Genomic DNA, 20,373 nt, shown 5'->3' with positions numbered 1-20,373 from the left:
ACGTAGGGTAAGTCTGGCGTGCATGCAGGCGATCTGGTAATACAAAGTAACGATTTTTGTGAGTTAGGGTACCAAATGAAGTTGTCTGTTATGACACTGGCTGCGGGGCTTGGTTTAGCCAGCGCTGCCCATTCCGCCACCGTCACGAACTATAACGAAGCGATCGATGGGGATGCATCGCGCAGCCCCTTGTACGCGGCAGCACTTGGTACAATTGCAGCGCCGGGCGACTCCATAACTGTCAAAGGCGGCACTGGCGCACCAGGAACCGATGATCGTCGTGATATTTTCCGGTTCTCCTCTGCGACTGATTTCACCTTCTCCATCGAGATGTTCAGCGTGTCGGAAGGCGAAACGCCATGGCGGCTTTTCCGCGATGATGGCTCATTCAATCCGCACGAAGATCTCGCTGGGTCATCATGTGCTCACGTCGGGCACCTATCTGAATGTTTTTGGGTCGCAGGGCGCTGGTGATTACATGTTCTGGCTGAACGAAAACAGCGTGGGCGTGTCGACAACCTACACAGTCTCGATTGAAGCGGATGCTTTGGTCGCACGGCAAGCAATCGCAGCGGTTCCGCTGCCGGCAGGTCTGCCACTGCTATTGGCCGGTATCGGTGGCTTGGCCTGGATGCGCCGCCGCCAGACGGCCTGAAAGTCGACGTCTGTGCAAGGGTCGCATTACGCGCCGCTTGATGACTTTATGAAATTTGCAAAATAGGGCTGGGTTACCGGCCCTTTTTGTATTAAGGGCACCCGATAATGAAACCCGAAGACCGGCGGAGACAACCGCGCGGCCAGAAACAACACCTAAAGGAAACCGACGCCACATGGCAGATAAAATGATGGAGGAATTCGAAGCCCTCCTTGAAGAAAGCTTCGAAATGGACACACCCGAAGAAGGGTCTGTCGTCAAAGGCAAAGTGCTCGCCATCGAAGCGGGCCAGGCCATCATCGACGTAGGCTACAAGATGGAAGGCCGCGTCGAACTCAAAGAATTCGCAAATCCCGGTGAAGCCCCTGAAATCGCTGTTGGCGATGAAGTGGAAGTCTTCCTGCGCTCGGCCGAAAACGCCAAGGGCGAGGCCGTCATCTCGCGCGAGATGGCGCGCCGTGAAGAAGCATGGGATCGCCTTGAAACCGCCTATGCCGGCGAAGCACGCGTCGAAGGCGCGATCTTTGGTCGTGTCAAAGGTGGCTTTACTGTCGACCTCGGCGGCGCCGTGGCCTTCCTGCCCGGCTCGCAAGTCGACGTCCGCCCCGTGCGCGATGCGGGCCCTCTGATGGGTCTGAAACAGCCGTTCCAGATTCTGAAAATGGACCGCCGCCGGGGCAACATCGTTGTGTCGCGTCGTGCGATCCTCGAGGAATCCCGTGCCGAACAGCGCGCCGAAGTCATCGGCAACCTGACCGAAGGTCAGACTGTCGACGGCGTGGTCAAGAACATCACCGAATATGGTGCGTTCGTGGACCTTGGCGGCGTAGACGGCCTGTTGCACGTCACGGACATGGCATGGCGTCGTGTGAACCATCCGTCGGAAATTCTGACGATTGGCGAAACGATCAAGGTGCAGGTCATCAAGATCAACAAGGAAACACACCGTATTTCCCTGGGCATGAAGCAGCTGCAGGAAGATCCATGGGATCTGGTCGCAGCCAAGTACCCGCTGGAATCCACACACACAGGCCGCGTGACCAACATCACGGATTACGGTGCCTTTGTCGAGCTGGAGCCCGGTGTCGAAGGCCTCGTGCACGTGTCCGAAATGTCCTGGACCAAGAAGAACGTCCACCCCGGCAAGATCGTGTCGACCTCTCAGGAAGTCGAAGTCATGGTTCTGGAAATCGACGGTGCCAAGCGCCGCGTGTCTCTGGGCCTGAAACAGACCATGCGCAACCCATGGGAAGTGTTTGCAGAAACACACCCCGAGGGCACGGAAGTCGAAGGCGAAGTCAAGAACATCACCGAATTCGGTCTGTTCGTGGGCCTGCCCGGCGACATTGACGGCATGGTCCACCTTTCCGACCTGTCGTGGGACCAGCGTGGCGAAGAAGCCATTCAGGACTACCGCAAGGGCGACATGGTCCACGCGATTGTGTCCGAAGTCGACGTCGAGAAAGAGCGCATCTCGCTCTCGATCAAAGGCGTGGGTGGCGACAAGTTTGCCGAAGCGGTTGGCGGCGTGAAACGCGGCTCGATCGTGACTGTCGAAGTGACGGCCATCGAAGACGGTGGCGTCGAAGTGGAATATGAAGGCATGAAATCCTTTATCCGCCGCTCTGATCTGTCGCGTGACCGTGCCGAACAGCGCCCCGAGCGTTTCTCGGTCGGTGACAAGGTGGACGTGCGCATCACCAATATCGACAGCAAGACCCGTCGTCTGGGTGTCTCCATCAAGGCGCGCGAGATCGCAGAAGAGAAAGAGGCCGTCGAACAGTACGGTTCTTCGGACTCCGGCGCGAGCTTGGGCGATATCCTTGGCGCGGCATTGAAAACCGACGACTGATCATATCGCAACTGATTGAGAAAGCCCCGCCATCGTGCGGGGCTTTTTTGTGCGCGGTGCCCAACGATAACCTCCGAATCACGCGCCCGTGACAGGAGGGGCGCAACCACAGGCGGCGCACCCAAGGCGTCCGCGAATGTCCAAATGCTGCAATAAGCGTCCTGCGAACCGGACCTTGTGGCGTAAAAACCCGCTCAGACCAAAGGCTTCCTATTCACGGGAGGCGTTATTGTTCTTATAGTCGGGGTCTGAAAATCGACATAACGATGCGCCCTTGGGAGGAATATCCATGATCCGATCCGAGCTGATCCAGAAGATCGCCGATGAAAATCCACACCTCTATCAGCGCGATGTCGAGCGCATTGTGAACACCATTTTTGATGAAGTAACCGACGCGATGGCACGGGGCGACCGGGTCGAGCTGCGCGGCTTTGGCGCGTTCTCGGTCAAAAAGCGAGACGCGCGCATCGGACGCAACCCGCGGACCGGCGAAACCGTGGATGTCGAGGAAAAGCATGTGCCGTTCTTCAAGACCGGCAAGCTGTTGCGTGATCGCCTGAACGGGAAAGCCTGATGCGTTACATCCGCTACGCGTGCATCGCGGTTTTTGCGATTGCCCTGATTGCTGTTGCGCTGGCCAATCGTGGCCCGGTGACGCTCAAGCTGTTGCCGGATGAGATTGCGGGCCTGTTTGCCGTCGCCCCCACCGTTCAACTGCCCCTGTTCATCGTCATCTTTGGCGGTATCCTGACGGGCCTGTTGGTCGGCTTTATCTGGGAATGGATGCGCGAATATGCAGTCCGTGCCGAAAACGCGCGCAATGCCCGCGAAGTGCGCCGCCTTGAGCGTGAAGTGAAACGCCTCAAGTCCGAGAAGCACGAGGGCAAGGACGAAGTGCTGGCCCTGCTGGACGAGGCAAGCTAAACGGACCCCATGTCCGATCTATCCGTGAAAATCTGCGGCCTGAGCCGCCCGGAACACGTGTCCGCTGCGGTAGAGGCCGGGGCGAAGTACATCGGTTTTGTGTTTTTCCCGAAATCGCCGCGCAATGTGAGCCTTGAAACCGCGCGGGACCTTGCCCTTGATGTGCCCGCCGGTGTGGCCAAGGTGGCCTTGGTCGTGAACCCCGACGATGCCTTTCTTGATGCACTGACGGCGACTGTGCCGCTGGACATGTTGCAACTGCATGGCTCCGAGCCTCCTGCACGCGTGGCTGAGATCAAGGCGCGCTATGGCCTGCCGGTGATGAAGGCGGTAGGCGTGGCCGATGCCAGTGACCTTCCTGCCCTCGATGACTATGGCCGCGTGGCGGACCAGTTGCTGGTGGATACCAAGCCCCCAAAAGACGCGGACCTGCCCGGTGGCAACGGCGCGGCATTTGACTGGACACTGATTTCCGGGCGACGCTGGCCAGTGCCATGGATGCTGGCCGGTGGTCTGACCCATGACAACGTGGCCGAAGCGGTGCGTGTGACAGGTGCACAACAGGTCGATCTCAGCTCGGCCGTGGAAACGGCTCCGGGGCAAAAGGACAGTGGGCTGATCCGTCAGTTTCTGACGGCCACGAAAGCCATATGAGCGTTCAGTTCCGCGCCGCCACCCTCGATGACCTGCCGGAAGTGCTGACCCTGATGGCCGATGATGTGCTGGGAGCGACCCGAGAGGTGCAGGACATCGCGGGTTACCGCGCAGCTTTTCAGACCATGGAGCGTGAGGGCAACAACCATCTTATCGTCGGCACCCGCGAGGGGCGGATCGTGGCGACTTACCAGATCACGTTCATCGCGGGCCTGTCCTTGCGGGCGGCACGGCGCGCACAGATCGAAACGGTGCGTGTGGCCAGCGATCTGCGCGGGCAGGGGGTTGGCGCGCTCATGATCGCAGATGCCGAAGCCCGTGCGCGCACCGCAGGCTGCACCCTAATGCAACTGACCATGAACAAAAGTCGCACCGATACCGCCCGTTTCTACCAGCGCCTCGGCTTTACCCCTTCGCATATCGGGTATAAACGCGATCTGATCTGAACGCGCGAGGGCCATATGGCAAACGACCTTTTCAACTCTTTCATGACCGGCCCGGACGAAAACGGGCGGTTCGGTGATTTCGGCGGGCGGTTCGTGTCCGAGACGCTGATGCCGCTGATACTTGCGCTGGAAGAAGAATACGAAAAGGCCAAGACAGATGACAGCTTCTGGGCAGAAATGGATTTCCTGTGGAAGCATTACGTGGGTCGGCCCAGCCCCCTCTACCATGCCGAGCGTCTGACCGAACATCTGGGCGGCGCCAAGATCTACATGAAACGGGATGAGCTGAACCACACAGGTGCGCACAAGATCAACAACGTGCTCGGCCAGATCATCCTTGCCCGTCGCATGGGCAAGACCCGCATCATCGCCGAAACGGGCGCAGGCCAGCACGGGGTTGCCACCGCCACGGTCTGCGCGAAATTCGGTTTGAAATGCGTGGTCTACATGGGCGCGCATGATGTCGAACGGCAGGCCCCCAACGTGTTCCGCATGAAACTGCTGGGTGCCGAAGTGATCCCCGTGACCTCTGGCCGCGGCACGCTGAAGGACGCAATGAACGACGCGCTGCGCGACTGGGTGACCAACGTGCGCGACACCTTTTACTGCATCGGCACAGTGGCCGGGCCGCATCCGTACCCGGCGATGGTCCGCGATTTCCAAAGCATCATCGGCAAGGAAGTCCGCGAACAGATGGTCGAGGCCGAAGGGCGCTTTCCCGACACTGTGATCGCCGCCATCGGTGGCGGGTCGAACGCGATGGGCCTGTTCTTTCCTTTCCTCGACGACAAAGAGGTCGGGATCATCGGCGTCGAGGCGGGCGGCAAGGGCGTGAATGCCAAGATGGAGCATTGCGCCTCGCTCACCGGCGGACGCCCCGGCGTTCTGCACGGCAATCGGACCTATCTGCTGCAAGATGATGACGGCCAGATCCTCGAAGGGTTCTCAATCTCTGCCGGTCTCGACTATCCCGGCATCGGGCCTGAACACGCGTGGCTGCACGACATCGGGCGCGCAGAATATGTCTCAATCACGGACAAGGAAGCGCTGGAGGCGTTCCAGCTTTGCTGCACGCTCGAAGGGATCATTCCCGCGCTCGAACCGTCTCACGCGCTGGCCCATGTGATGAAAATCGCGCCGGACCTGCCTGCCGATCACATCATCTGCATGAACATGTGTGGGCGCGGCGACAAAGACATCTTTACCGTCGCCCGCGCGCTTGGGTTTGATATGACAGGTCCCGAAGGACGCAACGTCGAATAAGTTGGGAAACAGACCGGCTTCGTTTGTCCGTCGGGTACAGCCCTAAACTTGGGTTTATGGCCGTTTGCCTGCAGTTTAGCGACACTGATCTAAACCATTCGCCGATTCCCGGTCCGCCTGCTTTTGGCTTTTCTTGATCCATCCGACGCAAACCGACGCGTCAGTCACATCAAGAAAGGATAAGACATGAAAAACGCACTTCTGCTGAGCACGACCCTGACCGTGCTGACAACCGCCCCGGTCTATGCCCAAAGCTTTTCCGAACGGGTCGTGAATACGCTGAGCCAACAGGGCTTCCAGACCATCGAAATCGATGAGGGTCCAACACAAACCAAGTTTGAGGCTGTTCGAAACGACACCAAGCTTGAATTGATCTATGACCGGGCCAATGGCGCGATCCTCAAGCAGGAAACGGAACGCTTTGTGGGCACTGTCGTTGACGGCCAGCCTATCGACATTGACACGCGTGACCGCGACTTTCTTGACGATGATGATCGCGATGACGACGACGACGACGACGACGATGATGAAGATGATGATAATGACAATGACAGTGACGACGATGACGATGACGATGATGATAGTGACGACGATGACGACGATGGCGACGATGACCGCGATGATGACAACGGCGGCGACGACGACAGCGATGATGACAGCGACGACGACTGATCACACTGATGGGCTGATCCCGTTGACCGCAAAAGATGGCGCGCCGTTTCGACGGCGCGCACATGCACGGCGCATGGCATGATGCGCAACTGGCTGATCCCCTGTTTGCTGTCCGTCGTTCTGTCTGGTCCAGCATTAAGCGGCCCAATCGAAGACAGCGTTGTCCGCCAGCTCTCGGAACAAGGGTTCAGCCGGATTGAAGTGTCCCGCACTTGGTTGGGCCGGTCCCGCATTGTGTCGCGTCGTGGTGATCTGGTGCGCGAAATCATCCTTAACCCCCTGACAGGAGAAATCCTGCGCGACTATTGGCGTTCGCAGCATGGAGGAGACGGCCCCACCTTGTTCAACCCACCCGCAGGGCAAGCCGGTGGCGGCGGTGAGGATGACGACGATTATGATGACGACGATTATCGCGACGACGACGATGATGATGATGACGACGACGAAGACGACGGGGACGACGATAACGACAACAGTGGCAGGGGAAGCGGAAACAGCGGCGGTGACGGGGATGACGGCGATGACGACTGATCGCCAAGGCGAGGCCACGCTGTGATGCGGCGCTGGCTCCTCATTTCTGTATTTCTGGTGCAGGTGCTGTGCGCATTTTTTTCATTTCGCAGATTCTGGTCACCCTGTTTGGCATTCCGGTCGCACCTTTTGACTGGAAAGTCATGGAGTTGATCGAAATCGGAGCCGCCATCGGTCTGTTGCTTGGCGTTGTTGTGGGCGCCAGCATGTTGCGCTCGACCTGGCGCCGCACGGCGCAGATGGAAAGCCAACTGCGCGCGGCTTCGGGCGCTTTTATGGAATTGATGGAAGAGCGCTTTGAAGAATGGAAGCTCACCCCCGCTGAACAGGACGTCGCGCGGTTTGCCATCAAAGGGGTGAGCATACAGGATATCGCAGCGTTTCGCGACACGTCCGAAGGCACAGTCAAGGCCCAGACCAACGCCATTTATCGAAAGGCGGGCGTGTCCGGACGCCCGCAATTGCTGAGCCTGTTTATCGACGATCTGATGGGCGGTCCGTTGGGTTAGACCGCATAGTCCCGCAAAACTTCGAGCGACACGATGTCGAGCGCACGTTGATGCGTCGCCGCAAGGCTGACCTTGGGCGCACAGCCTTCGTCATGCGCCTGCAGGAACCGGGCGGCGCACAAGCACCAACTGTCACCGGGGTTCAGGCCAACAAAGCCAAATTCGGGGCGCGGTGTGCTCAGGTCATTGCCCACGTATTTGGAAAAGGCGAGGAATTCGGCCGTCATCACGGCGCAGACCGTATGGCTGCCCTGATCGGCGGCACAGGTGTTGCAATGCCCATCGCGGAAAAATCCGGTGACGGGATCCATGCCACATAGCTCCAGTGCGGTGCCAAGCACATTTATGCTGTCGTCCGGGTCCATGGCGCTAGTCTTTCGTCGCTTCAACGATGTCGCGGAACATGCTGATATTTCGTTCGTTCACGCCGTCTTCGCGGAATTGACGGTCCGCACCCGTGGTCACGATGACGACGCCTGCTGACTGATCAATGTAGAGGTATTGACCGTAAATGCCACGTCCCATGAATTGCCCGGGCTTCGCACCCACGGGGATCCACCACTGATATCCATATCCGATGCGACCGGGTTCGGTTCGCGCGCTTGGCGTGGTCGAGGCGGCAATCCAGTCTTTTGGCACGACCTGCTGTCCCTGCCATTCGCCGTTTTGCAGTATCATCTGGCCAAAGCGCGCATAGTCCCGCGTCGTGATGTTGAGTCCGCCAAGCACAAAGGCGACTCCCACACCGTCGGTGAGGTACAGCGGTGTCTGCTCCAGCCCCAGCGGTTCAATCAGCTTTTCGCTCATCAGGTCGGGAATGTCGCGTCCCGTCGCACCACGCGCCACCATGCCCACCACATGCGTGTCAATGGAGGTGTATTTCCAGGTTTCACCGGGCTCTGCGAAAGTCTCTGTCAGCCCTGCGGCAAAGTCATCCATCTTGCCACCAAGGGCAAGCACGCGGCCCATCCGGTTGATATCACTTTCATAATCCAGATAATCCTCGTCAAAGGTGATGCCGCTGGACATTTGTAGGACGTTGAGGACGCTGGCCCCGTCATACGCACCACCTGCAAGCGTCGGGGCGTATTTCGTCACCGGATCGTCAAGCGACGCAATGGCACCTTCCGCGACCAGAATGCCAAACAGGGCGGACACGTAGCTTTTGGAGACGGACCAGCTGATCCTGCGGTCGTCGGGGGCGGTGCCGAGGTAGTAGGCCTCGTGTACAATCTCGCCGTTCTTGAGAACCAGTACCGACGTCACGCTCCGCTCCGTGACCCAACTGGCATATGTGTCGGGCATGACCATTTGCGCGCCAACGGGCAGGGGGCTGACCGGGCCATCGCCCTTGGGGATATCTCTGTGGAGGAATGCGCCCTCCATGTTGGAGAAATTCGACACAATCCGGTCTTCGTCGAACAGCGAATTCACAACGAGCAGACGCGTGATTTCTTCGCGCTTCCAGAATCCGACCAATAGAGCGGCAATTATCAACGCAAACCCGACCCGGAGTATCCATTTCAAGACTATTCGCATCAACCGATCCTCACCACTCAGAAATTTCACTCAACTCGCATTGCCAGAAACATCAGCCCACCCACTTGATCCAACGCCCGTGAAAATCGGCACGTCCCAGATGCAATGTCAGATCGCCGGGCCAAAGCCGCAAAGTCAGCGCGGCACCGATTGCGCCCGTAGTGTCGCCATCCGTTTCCATCTGCATCCATGCCAGTGGCGTATCGGGCGTGGCGCGCGCACCTGCCGCCTTAATCAGGTCCCTGCCGCGTTTTTGTGCGTCTGCTGGGAAATACTGCCAAGCGACAGTGTGTTGGATGATGTGCATGTGATCTTTGGGGGCCGACTGAAGACGGGCCTCCAACCAGTTGATTGCATCGCCTTTGTCTACTTTTGCATCCCAAACAGAGGCTGCCGCCTCGGTCAGTGCCAGACGGTGCGGCTGATCCGCCCACAGGAATGCCGTAAGGCGCAACAGGTCTGCCGGGTCTTTGGGATTCAACGGGTTAAGGTCGACACCTGATCTGTCTACTATCTGTGGCTTGGCCTCAGGCGGTGCAGCACCTGTCCAGTCGGGCTCAAGTGTCAGGACAGCATCCGATGGCCCGATGCGGCCATGGCCTGTGGCCAGCGCAAAGCGATCCCACATCAGGTTCAACCCGCCGCTCGCCCCCAGTTCCGACAGCACGATGGGCCGCTCGAACTGCGATAGGGCGACATGCGCCATGGCGATGAGCGCGGCGCTGCGGCGCACTTCGTTGGTTTGGGGCGGGCTTTGCGTCCAGTCGATCAGGAAGTCTTCGTGCGTTGTCAGAGCGTTAAGGACCGCCTTTTCAAGCTTTGCATCACTGACCTCATTGGGCGGATAGGCCGCACGCAAAGGGCCGTCGCGATCCTGCAGGACAAGCGCGTGCAGACCGCCGCAAATGCGCAATGGCAGTGAGTGGCCTGCAGGGCCGATATCGCCCTGATATTGCGCCATTTTCTGACCCAACGCGCTGCCGGTATCCCAATTGTCGGCAAGGATCGTCAGCACGCGCCCCATCAGGGGCGAGCCCATGCGCGCGCAGGTGCCGGATTGGTCGCGAAAGGCCTGAACAAGGCTCACGTGAACCGATCCATCAGCTTTTGCAGGGTGGAGCGGGTGTCTTCGACCGGTGCCGCCTCCGGTTGGGGAGGTTTCGGCGGTTTGGTTTTCTTTTCGCTGTCGTTGGAGCGTGGTGGGGAGAGGCGCATGCCGACAGCGTTCATGAATTTCGCCCCATCACCCTGCGCAAGGTGCGGTGCCCCATCCGAGCAGCCACGCAGAACGTCGTCGAGCCAGTCCGCATCCGCCTTGGGAAAGTCGCGCAGCACATAGCCGGGCACAGCGTCCTTGTGGCCGGGATGGCCCACACCCAAACGCACGCGGCCATAGTCCGCGCCGATATGGGCGTGGATCGATCGCAACCCGTTGTGACCTGCATGACCCCCGCCCATTTTCCATTTGACCTTGCCGGGGGCGAGGTCGATTTCATCATGAAAAACAATGATATCTTGTGGTTCCAGCTTGTAGAACCGCATGGCCGCGCCCACCGAGTCTCCGGATTTATTCATGTAGGTGTCCGGCTTGAGCAGCACGGCCCGGTCGGACCCAAACCGGCCCTCGGATACGGCGCCCTGATGCTTGGATTTCCAGCCCGGAAATCCGTGATCGGCAGCGATCCGGTCAAGCGCCATGAACCCGATATTGTGCCGGTTGCGCGCGTATTTCGCGCCAGGATTTCCAAGGCCGACAATCAGTTTCATGGGGTCCTCTCGCGGGTTTGCCGCTGTGCAGCATAAAGGCGCGCGCAGGGGGAACAAGGACTGCACGAAGGCCGCATTGTCAGCAGATCGTGTGGGGCGATTGCCGTTTGCGGGCCGACCTTCCGCAATTGGCCTCATTTTTAACAAATTGTAAGGATAACCCTTGTTCACTGCCATTTGAGTGTGCCGTGCAGATTCGTGCCGGAACGCTTTGTTTTGTAACCTGTAATGTTGATGCGGATGATGAATATCAAATCCCTTTTCCTGTCTTTTGCGCTTGTTGTCGCCTCTGCGACGACCGGGTCTGCCGTCACGCACATTCTTGGCGATGTGACAGGCGGCGCAAGCACCACCCAGACTCTGCGCGTGCAGACTGTCGACTTCATCGAGTTCTCGCTTGATGCGTCTTCCGGCCAATCGGTCTCGGAAATGGTGATTTCAGTGACCAGCACGCCGGGCAGCAATTTCCGCGAGATGATCGCGTTGTATTCAGGTTCTGGACTTGTGGCGCGCAGTGCACGTGGTGCGGGTAATGGAGGTGGCACGGCCACTTTGTCGTTTCTCGGTGCGGATGCCTTGGCGGACGGCTCTTACACGCTGGCCATTGGTGCGTGGAAGGCATTCTTTCCCACCAACATCGCTGAGGCGAGATCAACTGCGTATTTCAATAACGGCCAGTACACAGCGACATTTGCGCCTTCGATCAGTGTTGTGCCCCTGCCTGCGGGCGTGCTGCTGCTGCTGAGCGGCTTTGGCGCGCTGTCTGTCTTGCGGCGTCGGATGCGCAAGGCGTAACGCCGAAACAGGATACAACGACGTGATGCGCCCGGGCCTTCCTCCGGGCCTTTTGCCGTTTGCCCAACAGTGCCGAGGAGTGACAGTCCCCGCACCGCAATGAAAAAGGCCGCCCCGGATCGGAGCGGCCTTGTTTCGAATACGCATGAGGAAGGAGCTTATGCCTCTTCGGTCTGCTCTACCGCTGGAACATCCGCTGCATCGACTTCTTCTGTCTCCGCCTCATCTTCGTCATCGGCGGCACGCAGGCCGGATGGCGCAGAGATGTTGGCGATCACAAAGTCGCGGTCGATGGTCGGCTTGGCACCCTCGGGCAATTTGACCGACGAAATGGTGACGTTGTCGCCGATTTCGAGTTCCGAGACGTCGATGGTGATGTGATCGGGAATGTCGCCCGCGGTCACAACCAGTTCGACTTCAGGGCGGATCAGGGTCAGCACGCCACCCTTTTTCAGGCCGGGCGAAACTTCTTCGCCGTCCACTTCAACACCGATGAACAGGTTGATTTTTGTGGTCCGCTTGAGGCGCATGAAGTCCACGTGCGTCGGCAGGTCCTTGACCACATCGCGCTGCACGTCGCGGCAGATGACGCGGACGTCGTCGTGGCCGTCGACTTTCATGTTGAACAGGGTCGATTTGAACCGTCCCGCGCGCAACATTTTCAGCAGTTTGTTAAAGGGCAGATTGATGGGCAGCGGATCTGTGTCGCCACCAAATACAATCCCCGGAACCATGCCATCGCGGCGTGCCTGACGAGCGGCGCCCTTGCCTGTCCCCGTCCGTTCCAGAGCTTCGAGATCAGGAATCTCTCCAGCCATGATAATTCTCCAAAGTTAGGGCGGGATGCCTCCAAGGCTGTCACCCCGCGTGAAGGGGGCGCTATAGACCGGATTTGCCCCCTTGAAAAGTGCTAATACGCCACGGAATGCACTGGACGTTGTGCGGGTCACGTGGCACCGCTGGGTGATGCGAATTTGGGATGATCTTGGCGCTTCGCGCCGTGCCCTTGCGGGCTTTGCCGTGATCGGCATCGGTTGGGCCAGTTTTTCGGCGCAAATGCCTGTGATCAAGGCGCAGGTGGGTGTTGGCGACGGCTTTTGGGGCACGCTGATCCTTGTCGGGTCGACCGGCGCGCTGATGGCGATGTGGCTGGCCCCGCTGGTCTACCGATTGATCGGATCGTGGGCGATGATCACCGGTGTCGCCTTCATGATACTGGGGTTTCTGGTGACCGGTATGGCGCAGGGGCCAGCAGTCGTCGGGTTTGGTTTGTTTCTGGCGGCAGGCGGGTCGGGGGTTGCTGACGTCCTTGCCAATGCCGAGGTCAGCGAGGCCGAATCCGACACAGGCCGGAGCCTGATGAACCTGAACCACGGTATGTTTTCCGTCAGCTATGCTGTGGCTGCCATTTGTGTAGGGGCCGCACGAGAGGCCGGGTTCGGGCCTGTTGCCATCTTTTGCGGCATGGGTGTTGCTGTCGCGGCATTGATGGCTTGGATGAAGTTGCCAGATCGCCGTGCGATGCATCATGAGGCGGGCGATGCCACCGGCATGCCTTATGGTCTCGTCTGGGTGGGCGGCTTTGTCGTTCTGGCCGCGTTTCTGGGCGAGGCCGCATCCGAAGGGTGGTCCGCCCTGCATGTGGAGCGTACGCTGGGCGGTGGCCCGGCCGAAGGTGCGTTGGGACCCGCATTGCTGGCCACGGGGATGGCTGTCGGTCGTCTGGGCGCGCACCTGTTCGGGGCCAACTGGCCGCCGATCCGGGTGATGATCCTTGCTTCGTGCATTGCCGGAATCGGACTTGCGCTGGCTGGGGCCGCGCCAATACTCTCGATTGCGTATGTTGGATTTCTCCTCGGAGGACTTGGCGTCTCTGTGGTTGGCCCATTGGCCTTGGGGCTGGTCGGGCAGGCCGTGTCGCCGCGCCATCGGCTCGCTGCGATCTCGCAGGCCGCTGCACTGGGATATGCGGCGTTCTTCCTCGGACCGGTGATTATGGGTTATGTGGCCGAAGGGTTTGGTTTGCGCGCATCATTCTACGTGATCGGTGCGATCATGTTTGTGGTTGCGACGGTATTGCTGCCTGCATGGGCACGGATGCTGGCGGGCCGGGAGGCGCCCACTGGCCCGGGGCCAAGCCCGTAGACCGCCAAAGTTACTGCCGCCAACGCCCTTCAAAATCCTCCGGTACGAGCAGGTTGTGCCGCCCAAGGTCTTCGACACTGGTCTCTCCGCACAGCGCCATCGTGGTGTCGAGTTCCTTTTGGATCACATTCAGCGTCTCGGTCACGCCCTGCTGGCCCATCGCGCCAAGGCCATAGATGAAGGCGCGCCCGATATAGGTGCCCTTGGCCCCCATCGCGACGGCCTTGAGCACGTCCTGACCCGACCGGATGCCACCATCAATATGCACTTCAACCTGATCCCCGACAGCATCAAGGATCGAGGGCAACATGCGGATCGAGCTGAGCGCGCCATCAAGCTGGCGACCGCCGTGGTTGGACACGATGATCGCATCGGCCCCGACTTTGAGCGCCATTTTGGCGTCTTCAGCGTCCAGAATACCCTTGAGAATGACCTTGCCGTCCCACTGCTCTTTCAACTTGGCGATCTTGTTCCAATCCAGCGACGGGTCGAACTGTTCGGCCGTCCAGGCCCCCAGTTGGGACATGTCCGACACGCCTTTGACGTGGCCGACGATATTGCCGAATTCGCGCCGCTTGGCGCTCAGCATCTCGATCCCCCAGCCCCATTTGGTGGCGAGGTTGGCGAGCGTCTTGGGTGTGAGTTTCGGCGGGGCGGACAGGCCGTTCTTGATGTCCTTGTGCCGCTGCCCGAGGATCTGCAGATCAAGCGTGATGACAAGGGCCGAGCAATTGGCATCCTTGGCCCGCTGGATCAGGCGCGAAACGAAATCCTCGTCCTTCATGGTGTAAAGCTGGAACCAAAAGGGCGCGTCGGTAAAGCCCGCGACATCCTCGATCGAGTTGATGGACATGGTGGACAACGTAAAGGGCACGCCAAATTTTTCGGCGGCACGCGCGGCCTTCATCTCGCCATCTGCATGCTGCATGCCCGTCAGGCCGACGGGGGCGAGCGCGACAGGCATCGCGACATCGTGCCCGATCATCTGCGTTTTTGTACTGCGCCCGGTCATGTCCACAGCCACGCGTTGACGCAGCCTGATCTGATCATAGTCAGAGGAGTTCTCGCGGAATGTCTGCTCTGTCCAGCTGCCAGATTCGCAGTAGTCATAGAACATCTGCGGCACGCGGCGCTTATAGATGCGTTTGAGATCTTCGATATTGGTGATGACGGGCACGTGCAAACCTCGTATATTGGTCAGTTTTCATTACCAATTCGACCAGTTGGGATCAATAACCTTTTTGAGATCGCCAAATTAGTTCGATTTAGGACTTGTTTGGTGCGATATCGCATTATATAGCTCCATGTAGTTCGAAATTGTACCAACATGGAGAAACATATGACCCTGTCCCGTCGCAAAACACTGGCCCTTTTGGGCGGTGGTACCATTCTGGCCGCCACGGGTGTCGCCGGATACAGCGTGACCCGCATACCACAGACTGCCTTGGCCCCGTGGGAGGCGGCAGGCACCTATGCCGAGCCGCGGATGCGCGCCCTCAGTTATGCGATCCTCGCGCCCAACCCGCACAACCGCCAGCCGTGGCAGGTCGATCTGCGCACCGAAGGTGAGGTGACCTTGCGCGTGGATACGGATCGCCTGCTGCCCCACACCGACCCGTTCAGCCGCCAGATTGTCTGTGGCCTGGGCTGTTTCCTTGAACTGATGGTGCTGGCAGCGGCCGAGCAGGGTTACGCCGTCGATCTGGACCTGTTCCCGGATGGCGAGGACCCCACCGCTCTGGACACCCGCCGCGTCGCCGTGGCGCGGTTCATCGAAGGCGGTGCGCAGCCGGAACCGGACCTGTTTGGCCATGTGATGGACCGCCGCTCGCTCAAGGAACCTTATGACACGACGCAAGCGGTCAGCGATGCGACGCTGGCGCAGATTGAACAGTCGGTGACGCGCGGCACGCACATAGCCAGCAGCAATGACCCCGATCTGGTGGCGGCCTTGCGCGTCCTGACGGTGCGCGCCTTTGAAACCGAGTTCGACACGCCCAACACCTACAAGGAAAGCGTCGACCTGTTCCGCATCGGGCACCGGGAGGTGGATGCCAATCCAGATGGGCTCGACTTTACAGGGCCGATGTTTGAAACCCTGCGGATGACGGGTCTGTTCAGCAAAGAGGCAGCAATGGACCCGGAAGGGTTCTCCTTCCAGACTGCGATCGAGCAGATCACCGAAACGGCGATGAGCGGCATGGCCTATGTCTGGCTGACAAGCGATGGCAACACGCGCACCGACCAGATCAATGCGGGGCGCGACTGGGTCCGTCTGAACCTTGCCACCACTGCGGCGGGCCTTGGCATGCAACCGATGAGCCAGGCCTTGCAGGAATTTCCCGAGATGGCAGCGCATTACGCTGAGGCGCACCAGATGCTGGCGCCCGGAGGTGGAACCGTGCAAATGTTGGGACGATTGGGTTATGGCACCCCCGTGCCGCAAAGCCCGCGATGGCCACTTGAAAGCAAAATTGTGAATGCCTGATCCCAACCCCGCCGTTTTCTTTGAGGTGTTCAACGAGATCGGCATTATCGAACAACTCAGCCGCGCCGTTCTGGAGGCGCGGCTGCCCCACGGGCTGATTGCCCCGCATTTCACGGTTCTGAATCACCTTGTACGGGTCAGGGACGGGCAGACGCCCGTTCACATGGCCCGCGCGTTTCAGGTGCCAAAGACGTCGATGACGCATACGCTGAAAGGGCTTGAGGCGCATGGGCTGGTGCAATTGCGCCCCAACGAAGAGGACGGGCGGTCCAAACGGGTGTGGCTGACGGATGCGGGCCGTGCCTTGCGTGCCGAGACGATTGCAGTACTTGGCTTGGAATTCGCGCAGATGGCCAAGGATTTCGATGTCGAGCGTTTGCTGGCAATCACGCCCGTGCTGCGTGATCTGCGCATCATGATGGATGCAGCCCGCGACTGACGCGCGCCATTGCCCCGGGCAGATTGCCGCGCTAAACGCCCGGCCATGACAAAACGCCCCCATCGCAATTTCTATGGCCGTATCAAGGGCAAGACCCTGAAAGACAGCCAAAAGACCTATCTTGCCGAAGATCTGGCTGCACTGTCGCCGGGTCCCGTGTCATGGGAGGACAATCCGGAGCGTGCGCCGCTTGATCTTAAAGCACTTTTCGGAGGGCGCCCGGTCTGGCTTGAAGTTGGCTTTGGCGGTGGTGAACATCTGGTGCATCAGGCCGCCGCGAATCCGGATGTCGACATCATCGGCGCAGAGCCGTACATCAACGGCGTGGCGATGCTGCTGGGCAAGATCCGGCGAGCGGGGGTCGACAATCTGTCGGTCCATCCAGGCGATGCGCGCGATCTGATGGACGTGCTGCCCGATGCCAGTATTGCCCGCGCCTTTCTGCTCTATCCCGACCCATGGCCCAAAACGCGACATCACCGCCGCCGCTTTGTCACGCCGGAACACTTGGAACCGCTCGCCCGCGTGATGCAGCCCGGTGCAATCCTGCGGGTGGCAACGGACATTCCCGATTATGTGCGCCAGACTCTCGAAGAAGTTCCAAGGGCCGGTTTTGAGTGGTTGGCCGAGGGGCCACAGGACTGGCGCGTGGCGTGGGACGACTGGATCAGCACCCGCTATGAGCAAAAGGCGCTGCGTGAGGGGCGCGTGCCTCACTACCTGACATTCCAGCGAAAGGGTTAGGGTGCGGGGGTTCTGCCTCCCCCCGCGCGCACAGCGCCTCCCCGTGGTATTTTCAGTCACAGGAAACAGATGGCGTGTGGCATGGTCTGGACGCCCCTTCGGCAGCGGGATAGGAGTGCGCCGAGCCAATTGATGCGAGCGCAACCATGTCCAGCCACGGTGACCCGATCCCCATGACCTCTGCCGCCTGTGGCCCTTTGACGGGCGACGCGCATGTGCCGGGGGACAAGTCGATTTCACACCGATCCCTGATCCTTGGGGCGATGGCGGTGGGTGAAACCACGATCACCGGACTGCTGGAAGGGCAGGACGTGCTTGACACCGCAAAAGCCATGCGCGCCTTTGGTGCCGACGTGACCGATCACGGGGGCGGCAAGTGGTCGGTTTATGGTGTCGGTGTGGGCGGATTCGCAGAGCCTGATCAGGTGATCGACTGCGGCAACTCCGGCACCGGCGTGCGTTTGATCATGGGTGCGATGGCATCCTCGCCGATCACCGCGACTTTCACCGGCGATGCGAGCCTGAACAAACGGCCCATGGCGCGCGTCACCGATCCTTTGGCGTTGTTTGGCTGTCAGGCCGTGGGACGTGATGGTGGGCGGTTGCCCATGACGCTGGTTGGTGCGGCCGACCCTGTGCCGGCCCATTACACAGTGCCGGTGCCCTCGGCGCAGGTGAAGTCGGCCGTGCTGCTGGCAGGTCTTAATGCGCCCGGTGAGACAGTCGTGATCGAAGCCGAAGCCACCCGCGATCACACAGAGCGGATGCTGGCGGGGTTCGGGGCCGAGATCAGCACAGAGGTCACGAGCGAGGGCCGCGTCATCACCCTCAAAGGACAGCCGGAATTGAATCCACAGCATATCGAGGTGCCGCGTGATCCGTCCTCGGCGGCCTTTCCCGTCTGTGCTGCTTTAATCGTGCCCGGATCGGATGTGCTGGTGCCCAATATCGGACTGAACCCCACCCGTGCGGGCCTCTTCACCACCTTGCGCGAAATGGGCGCGGACCTGACTTATGAGAATGAGCGCGAAGAAGGGGGCGAGCCTGTTGCTGATCTGCGCGCGCGTTTCTCGCCCGACCTCAAAGGGATCACGGTGCCCGAGCATCGCGCGGCCTGCATGATCGACGAATACCCGGTGCTTTCGGTTGTGGCTGCCTTTGCTAAGGGAGAGACACACATGCCGGGCGTCAAGGAATTGCGGGTCAAGGAAAGCGACCGGATCGATGCGATGGCGGCGGGATTGCGCGCCGCCGGGGTCGGGGTCGAGGATGGGCCGGACTGGTGGACCGTGATGGGCCTTGGTCATGGCAATGTGCCGGGCGGCGTGACCTGCGCAAGCCATCTGGATCACCGGATTGCCATGTCGTTCCTTGTCATGGGCATGGCCACGCAAAAGCCGATGTCCGTCGATGACGGCGGGCCGATTGCCACGTCCTTTCCCATTTTTGAGCCCCTCATGGCGGCCCTTGGGGCCGAGGTGCGCCGGACGTAATGGAAGCCACGCAACCCTTTACCGTCGCCATTGATGGCCCTGCTGCTGCCGGAAAAGGCACCATCGGGCGTGCCATCGCGCAGCGGTTCAGGTTGGCGCATCTGGATACGGGATTGCTTTATCGTGCGGTTGGGGCGCAGGTGCTTTCGGGGGCCGATCCGATTGCAGCGGCCTGCGCTTTGGATGCCTATGCGCTTGAAGATGACGCCTTGCGCACCGCCACTGTCGCGCAGGCGGCAAGCAAAGTTGCCGTCATTCCCGAAGTGCGTGCGGCCCTTTTGGATTTCCAGCGCGCGTTTGCCCGCAGGGCAGGTGGTTCAGTGCTGGACGGGCGCGACATATGCACGGTGATCTGTCCGCAGGCAGAGGTGAAGCTGTTTGTGACGGCAAGCCCCGAAGTGCGCGCGCAGCGCCGCTTTGACGAATTGAGCGCGCGTGGCCATGCCCCTGAATATGAACAGGTTTTGCACGATGTGCGTGAACGCGACAGGCGCGACAGTGAGCGCAGCGCGGCCCCCTTAGACCCGCCGAGGGCGCCATCGTGCTGGACACGTCGGAGATGGGAATAGACGCCGCGGTGGCCGCAGCCATCGCCGTGGTCGAGCAGGCACGCACCTAGGCGGCGTGCGCGCCATCCGACAGGGTTTTGACAAAGTTTAGCACGTCCTGTGCACTGTCCCCGGCGGCAATCCGGCTGACGATGGCAGAGCCGACCACCGCGCCGTCCGCAACGGTCGCAATCGCGCGGGATTTTTCCGGCGTGTTGATCCCGAACCCGACAATTACGGGCAGATCGGTGGCATCCTTGATACGTGCAACTTCGGGGCCGACATCTGTGGCTTCGGCCTCTGCCGCCCCCGTGATCCCGGTGATCGAGACGTAATATACAAAGCCGGACGTGTTTTGCAGCACGCGCGGCAGACGTTTGGCATCCGTTGTCGGTGTCGCCAGACGGATAAAATTCAGACCCGCCGCCTGGGCCGGGATGCACAATTCGCTGTCCTCTTCCGGGGGCAGGTCGACAACGATCAACCCGTCGATACCGGCCGCCTTGGCATCGTCAAGAAAGCGGTCCACGCCGCGCGAATAGATCGGGTTGTAATAGCCCATCATCACAATCGGTGTCGTGTCGTCCGTCTCGCGAAAGGCGCGCGCCATCTCAAGCGTGCGTTCCAGCGTCATACCCGATTCAAGGGCGCGCTGACCGGCCAACTGGATGGTGGGGCCATCGGCCATCGGATCGGTGAAGGGCAGGCCCAGTTCGATGATGTCGACACCTGCGCCGGGCAGGCCGCGCACGACTTCAAGCGAGCGGTCGTAGTCGGGATCGCCCGCCATCACATAGGCCACGAACGCCTTTTTCCCGGCGGCGCGCAATTCGGCAAACTTGGCGTCAATTCGGCTCATCGACCGGTTCTCCCTCAGGTGTTTCCGGCCCCCGCAATGCCCAAAAGGCG

At 60.1% G+C, this 20,373-nt stretch carries 24 protein-coding genes and 1 pseudogene; 18 read left to right on the top strand and 7 right to left on the bottom strand.

The annotated features are described in order from the left end of the window. The first annotated feature begins 75 nt into the window (after positions 1-75). The 11 genes from ACERZ8_RS20810 to ACERZ8_RS20760 all read left to right on the top strand — a co-directional run bounded on the left by ACERZ8_RS20810 (position 76) and on the right by ACERZ8_RS20760 (position 7,506). Positions 76-474 carry a hypothetical protein gene (locus ACERZ8_RS20810; protein WP_407594113.1) on the top strand — a complete coding sequence of 133 codons (399 nt, stop codon included), beginning with the start codon at positions 76-78 and terminating at the stop codon, positions 472-474. A gap of 4 nt (positions 475-478) precedes the next feature. Further along, entirely contained in the window at positions 479-655 is a 177-nt protein-coding gene (locus ACERZ8_RS20805; protein ID WP_407594111.1) for a VPLPA-CTERM sorting domain-containing protein, read from the top strand. A 175-nt stretch (positions 656-830) separates the two neighbouring features. Next, entirely contained in the window at positions 831-2,507 is a 1,677-nt protein-coding gene (gene rpsA, locus ACERZ8_RS20800; RefSeq protein ID WP_407594110.1) for a 30S ribosomal protein S1, read from the top strand. A 289-nt stretch (positions 2,508-2,796) separates the two neighbouring features. Further along, positions 2,797-3,081 (top strand): integration host factor subunit beta, encoded by a 285-nt coding sequence (ihfB, locus tag ACERZ8_RS20795; protein ID WP_407594109.1) that lies wholly within the window; start codon positions 2,797-2,799, stop codon positions 3,079-3,081. Next, positions 3,081-3,431, top strand: a complete 351-nt coding sequence (locus tag ACERZ8_RS20790) for a LapA family protein (RefSeq protein ID WP_407594107.1) — start codon at positions 3,081-3,083, stop codon at positions 3,429-3,431. The genes ihfB and ACERZ8_RS20790 overlap by 1 nt, the downstream gene beginning before the upstream one ends. Before the next feature lie 9 nt (positions 3,432-3,440). Further along, complete coding sequence (locus tag ACERZ8_RS20785) at positions 3,441-4,085, top strand: phosphoribosylanthranilate isomerase (protein ID WP_407594106.1); 645 nt, start codon at positions 3,441-3,443, stop codon at positions 4,083-4,085. Then, a complete protein-coding gene (locus ACERZ8_RS20780; RefSeq protein WP_407594105.1) occupies positions 4,082-4,531 on the top strand; it encodes a GNAT family N-acetyltransferase in 450 nt (149 codons plus the stop codon). The genes ACERZ8_RS20785 and ACERZ8_RS20780 overlap by 4 nt, the downstream gene beginning before the upstream one ends. Positions 4,532-4,546: 15 nt before the next feature. Further along, a complete protein-coding gene (gene trpB / locus ACERZ8_RS20775) occupies positions 4,547-5,794 on the top strand; it encodes a tryptophan synthase subunit beta (protein WP_407594103.1) in 1,248 nt (415 codons plus the stop codon). Positions 5,795-5,980: 186 nt separating this feature from the next. Then, the gene (locus ACERZ8_RS20770; protein ID WP_407594102.1) at positions 5,981-6,466 is read left to right on the top strand and encodes a PepSY domain-containing protein; all 486 of its coding nucleotides are present in this window, start codon (positions 5,981-5,983) and stop codon (positions 6,464-6,466) included. Positions 6,467-6,544: 78 nt separating this feature from the next. Next, positions 6,545-6,997, top strand: a complete 453-nt coding sequence (locus tag ACERZ8_RS20765; protein ID WP_407594100.1) for a hypothetical protein — start codon at positions 6,545-6,547, stop codon at positions 6,995-6,997. Between the two features lie 68 nt (positions 6,998-7,065). Beyond that, positions 7,066-7,506: a helix-turn-helix transcriptional regulator gene (locus ACERZ8_RS20760; RefSeq protein ID WP_407594099.1), complete on the top strand. Its 441-nt coding sequence runs from the start codon at positions 7,066-7,068 to the stop codon at positions 7,504-7,506. On the opposite strand, the gene ACERZ8_RS20755 is transcribed toward ACERZ8_RS20760, so the two are convergent. The 4 genes from ACERZ8_RS20755 to pth are packed head-to-tail and all read right to left on the bottom strand — an operon-like array spanning position 7,503 to position 10,812. Continuing rightward, positions 7,503-7,871, bottom strand: coding sequence for a DUF2237 family protein (locus ACERZ8_RS20755; protein ID WP_407594097.1), 369 nt, complete (start codon positions 7,869-7,871; stop codon positions 7,503-7,505). The two genes, ACERZ8_RS20760 and ACERZ8_RS20755, sit on opposite strands and share 4 nt — an antisense overlap. Positions 7,872-7,875: 4 nt before the next feature. Beyond that, positions 7,876-9,045 (bottom strand): serine hydrolase domain-containing protein, encoded by a 1,170-nt coding sequence (locus ACERZ8_RS20750; protein ID WP_407594096.1) that lies wholly within the window; start codon positions 9,043-9,045, stop codon positions 7,876-7,878. Positions 9,046-9,097: 52 nt separating this feature from the next. Next, complete coding sequence (locus ACERZ8_RS20745) at positions 9,098-10,132, bottom strand: DUF2332 domain-containing protein (RefSeq protein ID WP_407594095.1); 1,035 nt, start codon at positions 10,130-10,132, stop codon at positions 9,098-9,100. Further along, positions 10,129-10,812 (bottom strand): aminoacyl-tRNA hydrolase, encoded by a 684-nt coding sequence (gene pth / locus ACERZ8_RS20740; protein ID WP_407594094.1) that lies wholly within the window; start codon positions 10,810-10,812, stop codon positions 10,129-10,131. Before pth ends, ACERZ8_RS20745 begins: the two co-directional genes overlap by 4 nt. A gap of 240 nt (positions 10,813-11,052) precedes the next feature. Between pth and ACERZ8_RS20735 the strand changes: the two genes are divergently transcribed. Next, on the top strand, positions 11,053-11,607 hold the full coding sequence (locus tag ACERZ8_RS20735) for a VPLPA-CTERM sorting domain-containing protein (RefSeq protein WP_407594092.1): 555 nt from the start codon (positions 11,053-11,055) through the stop codon (positions 11,605-11,607). A gap of 158 nt (positions 11,608-11,765) precedes the next feature. On the opposite strand, the gene ACERZ8_RS20730 is transcribed toward ACERZ8_RS20735, so the two are convergent. After that, positions 11,766-12,425 carry a 50S ribosomal protein L25/general stress protein Ctc gene (locus tag ACERZ8_RS20730; protein WP_407594091.1) on the bottom strand — a complete coding sequence of 220 codons (660 nt, stop codon included), beginning with the start codon at positions 12,423-12,425 and terminating at the stop codon, positions 11,766-11,768. A gap of 148 nt (positions 12,426-12,573) precedes the next feature. On the opposite strand from ACERZ8_RS20730, the gene ACERZ8_RS20725 reads away from it, so the two are divergent. Further along, entirely contained in the window at positions 12,574-13,752 is a 1,179-nt protein-coding gene (locus ACERZ8_RS20725; RefSeq protein ID WP_407594090.1) for an MFS transporter, read from the top strand. A gap of 10 nt (positions 13,753-13,762) precedes the next feature. Here ACERZ8_RS20725 and ACERZ8_RS20720 read toward each other — a convergent pair whose 3' ends face one another. Beyond that, positions 13,763-14,929 (bottom strand): alpha-hydroxy acid oxidase, encoded by a 1,167-nt coding sequence (locus tag ACERZ8_RS20720; RefSeq protein WP_407594088.1) that lies wholly within the window; start codon positions 14,927-14,929, stop codon positions 13,763-13,765. Positions 14,930-15,091: 162 nt separating this feature from the next. Between ACERZ8_RS20720 and ACERZ8_RS20715 the strand changes: the two genes are divergently transcribed. From ACERZ8_RS20715 to ACERZ8_RS20695, 5 genes and pseudogenes are all read left to right on the top strand, one after another. Continuing rightward, positions 15,092-16,240, top strand: coding sequence for an Acg family FMN-binding oxidoreductase (locus ACERZ8_RS20715; protein ID WP_407594086.1), 1,149 nt, complete (start codon positions 15,092-15,094; stop codon positions 16,238-16,240). Then, a complete protein-coding gene (locus ACERZ8_RS20710) occupies positions 16,233-16,679 on the top strand; it encodes a MarR family winged helix-turn-helix transcriptional regulator (protein ID WP_407594085.1) in 447 nt (148 codons plus the stop codon). The genes ACERZ8_RS20715 and ACERZ8_RS20710 overlap by 8 nt, the downstream gene beginning before the upstream one ends. A 45-nt stretch (positions 16,680-16,724) precedes the next feature. Next, a complete protein-coding gene (gene trmB / locus ACERZ8_RS20705) occupies positions 16,725-17,423 on the top strand; it encodes a tRNA (guanine(46)-N(7))-methyltransferase TrmB (RefSeq protein ID WP_407594084.1) in 699 nt (232 codons plus the stop codon). A gap of 146 nt (positions 17,424-17,569) precedes the next feature. Beyond that, a complete protein-coding gene (gene aroA, locus ACERZ8_RS20700) occupies positions 17,570-18,916 on the top strand; it encodes a 3-phosphoshikimate 1-carboxyvinyltransferase (RefSeq protein ID WP_407594083.1) in 1,347 nt (448 codons plus the stop codon). Continuing rightward, positions 18,916-19,535 (top strand): annotated as a pseudogene (locus ACERZ8_RS20695) ((d)CMP kinase). Before aroA ends, ACERZ8_RS20695 begins: the two are co-directional and overlap by 1 nt. Here ACERZ8_RS20695 and trpA read toward each other — a convergent pair. Continuing rightward, a complete protein-coding gene (trpA, locus tag ACERZ8_RS20690) occupies positions 19,532-20,323 on the bottom strand; it encodes a tryptophan synthase subunit alpha (RefSeq protein WP_407594082.1) in 792 nt (263 codons plus the stop codon). The pseudogene ACERZ8_RS20695 and the gene trpA sit on opposite strands and share 4 nt — an antisense overlap. Positions 20,324-20,373: the final 50 nt, after the last annotated feature.

The organism is Tateyamaria armeniaca (assembly GCF_045797845.1).
GTDB lineage: Bacteria > Pseudomonadota > Alphaproteobacteria > Rhodobacterales > Rhodobacteraceae > Tateyamaria > Tateyamaria armeniaca.
Note: the sequence above shows the minus strand (reverse complement) of the source record. Positions and strands in the feature narration are given on the sequence as shown.

Excerpts from the sequence above, each read along its gene's own strand:
- ACERZ8_RS20810 (WP_407594113.1), top strand. The coding sequence starts at position 76 with ATGAAGTTGTCTGTTATGACACTGGCTGCGGGGCTTGGTTTAGCCAGC.
- ACERZ8_RS20805 (WP_407594111.1), top strand. The coding sequence starts at position 479 with ATGTTCTGGCTGAACGAAAACAGCGTGGGCGTGTCGACAACCTACACA.
- rpsA (WP_407594110.1), top strand. The coding sequence starts at position 831 with ATGGCAGATAAAATGATGGAGGAATTCGAAGCCCTCCTTGAAGAAAGC.
- ihfB (WP_407594109.1), top strand. The coding sequence starts at position 2,797 with ATGATCCGATCCGAGCTGATCCAGAAGATCGCCGATGAAAATCCACAC.
- ACERZ8_RS20790 (WP_407594107.1), top strand. The coding sequence starts at position 3,081 with ATGCGTTACATCCGCTACGCGTGCATCGCGGTTTTTGCGATTGCCCTG.
- ACERZ8_RS20785 (WP_407594106.1), top strand. The coding sequence starts at position 3,441 with ATGTCCGATCTATCCGTGAAAATCTGCGGCCTGAGCCGCCCGGAACAC.
- ACERZ8_RS20780 (WP_407594105.1), top strand. The coding sequence starts at position 4,082 with ATGAGCGTTCAGTTCCGCGCCGCCACCCTCGATGACCTGCCGGAAGTG.
- trpB (WP_407594103.1), top strand. The coding sequence starts at position 4,547 with ATGGCAAACGACCTTTTCAACTCTTTCATGACCGGCCCGGACGAAAAC.
- ACERZ8_RS20770 (WP_407594102.1), top strand. The coding sequence starts at position 5,981 with ATGAAAAACGCACTTCTGCTGAGCACGACCCTGACCGTGCTGACAACC.
- ACERZ8_RS20765 (WP_407594100.1), top strand. The coding sequence starts at position 6,545 with ATGATGCGCAACTGGCTGATCCCCTGTTTGCTGTCCGTCGTTCTGTCT.
- ACERZ8_RS20755 (WP_407594097.1), bottom strand. The coding sequence starts at position 7,871 with ATGGACCCGGACGACAGCATAAATGTGCTTGGCACCGCACTGGAGCTA.
- ACERZ8_RS20750 (WP_407594096.1), bottom strand. The coding sequence starts at position 9,045 with ATGCGAATAGTCTTGAAATGGATACTCCGGGTCGGGTTTGCGTTGATA.
- pth (WP_407594094.1), bottom strand. The coding sequence starts at position 10,812 with ATGAAACTGATTGTCGGCCTTGGAAATCCTGGCGCGAAATACGCGCGC.
- ACERZ8_RS20735 (WP_407594092.1), top strand. The coding sequence starts at position 11,053 with ATGATGAATATCAAATCCCTTTTCCTGTCTTTTGCGCTTGTTGTCGCC.
- ACERZ8_RS20730 (WP_407594091.1), bottom strand. The coding sequence starts at position 12,425 with ATGGCTGGAGAGATTCCTGATCTCGAAGCTCTGGAACGGACGGGGACA.
- ACERZ8_RS20725 (WP_407594090.1), top strand. The coding sequence starts at position 12,574 with ATGCGAATTTGGGATGATCTTGGCGCTTCGCGCCGTGCCCTTGCGGGC.
- ACERZ8_RS20715 (WP_407594086.1), top strand. The coding sequence starts at position 15,092 with ATGACCCTGTCCCGTCGCAAAACACTGGCCCTTTTGGGCGGTGGTACC.
- ACERZ8_RS20710 (WP_407594085.1), top strand. The coding sequence starts at position 16,233 with ATGCCTGATCCCAACCCCGCCGTTTTCTTTGAGGTGTTCAACGAGATC.
- trmB (WP_407594084.1), top strand. The coding sequence starts at position 16,725 with ATGACAAAACGCCCCCATCGCAATTTCTATGGCCGTATCAAGGGCAAG.
- aroA (WP_407594083.1), top strand. The coding sequence starts at position 17,570 with ATGTCCAGCCACGGTGACCCGATCCCCATGACCTCTGCCGCCTGTGGC.
- trpA (WP_407594082.1), bottom strand. The coding sequence starts at position 20,323 with ATGAGCCGAATTGACGCCAAGTTTGCCGAATTGCGCGCCGCCGGGAAA.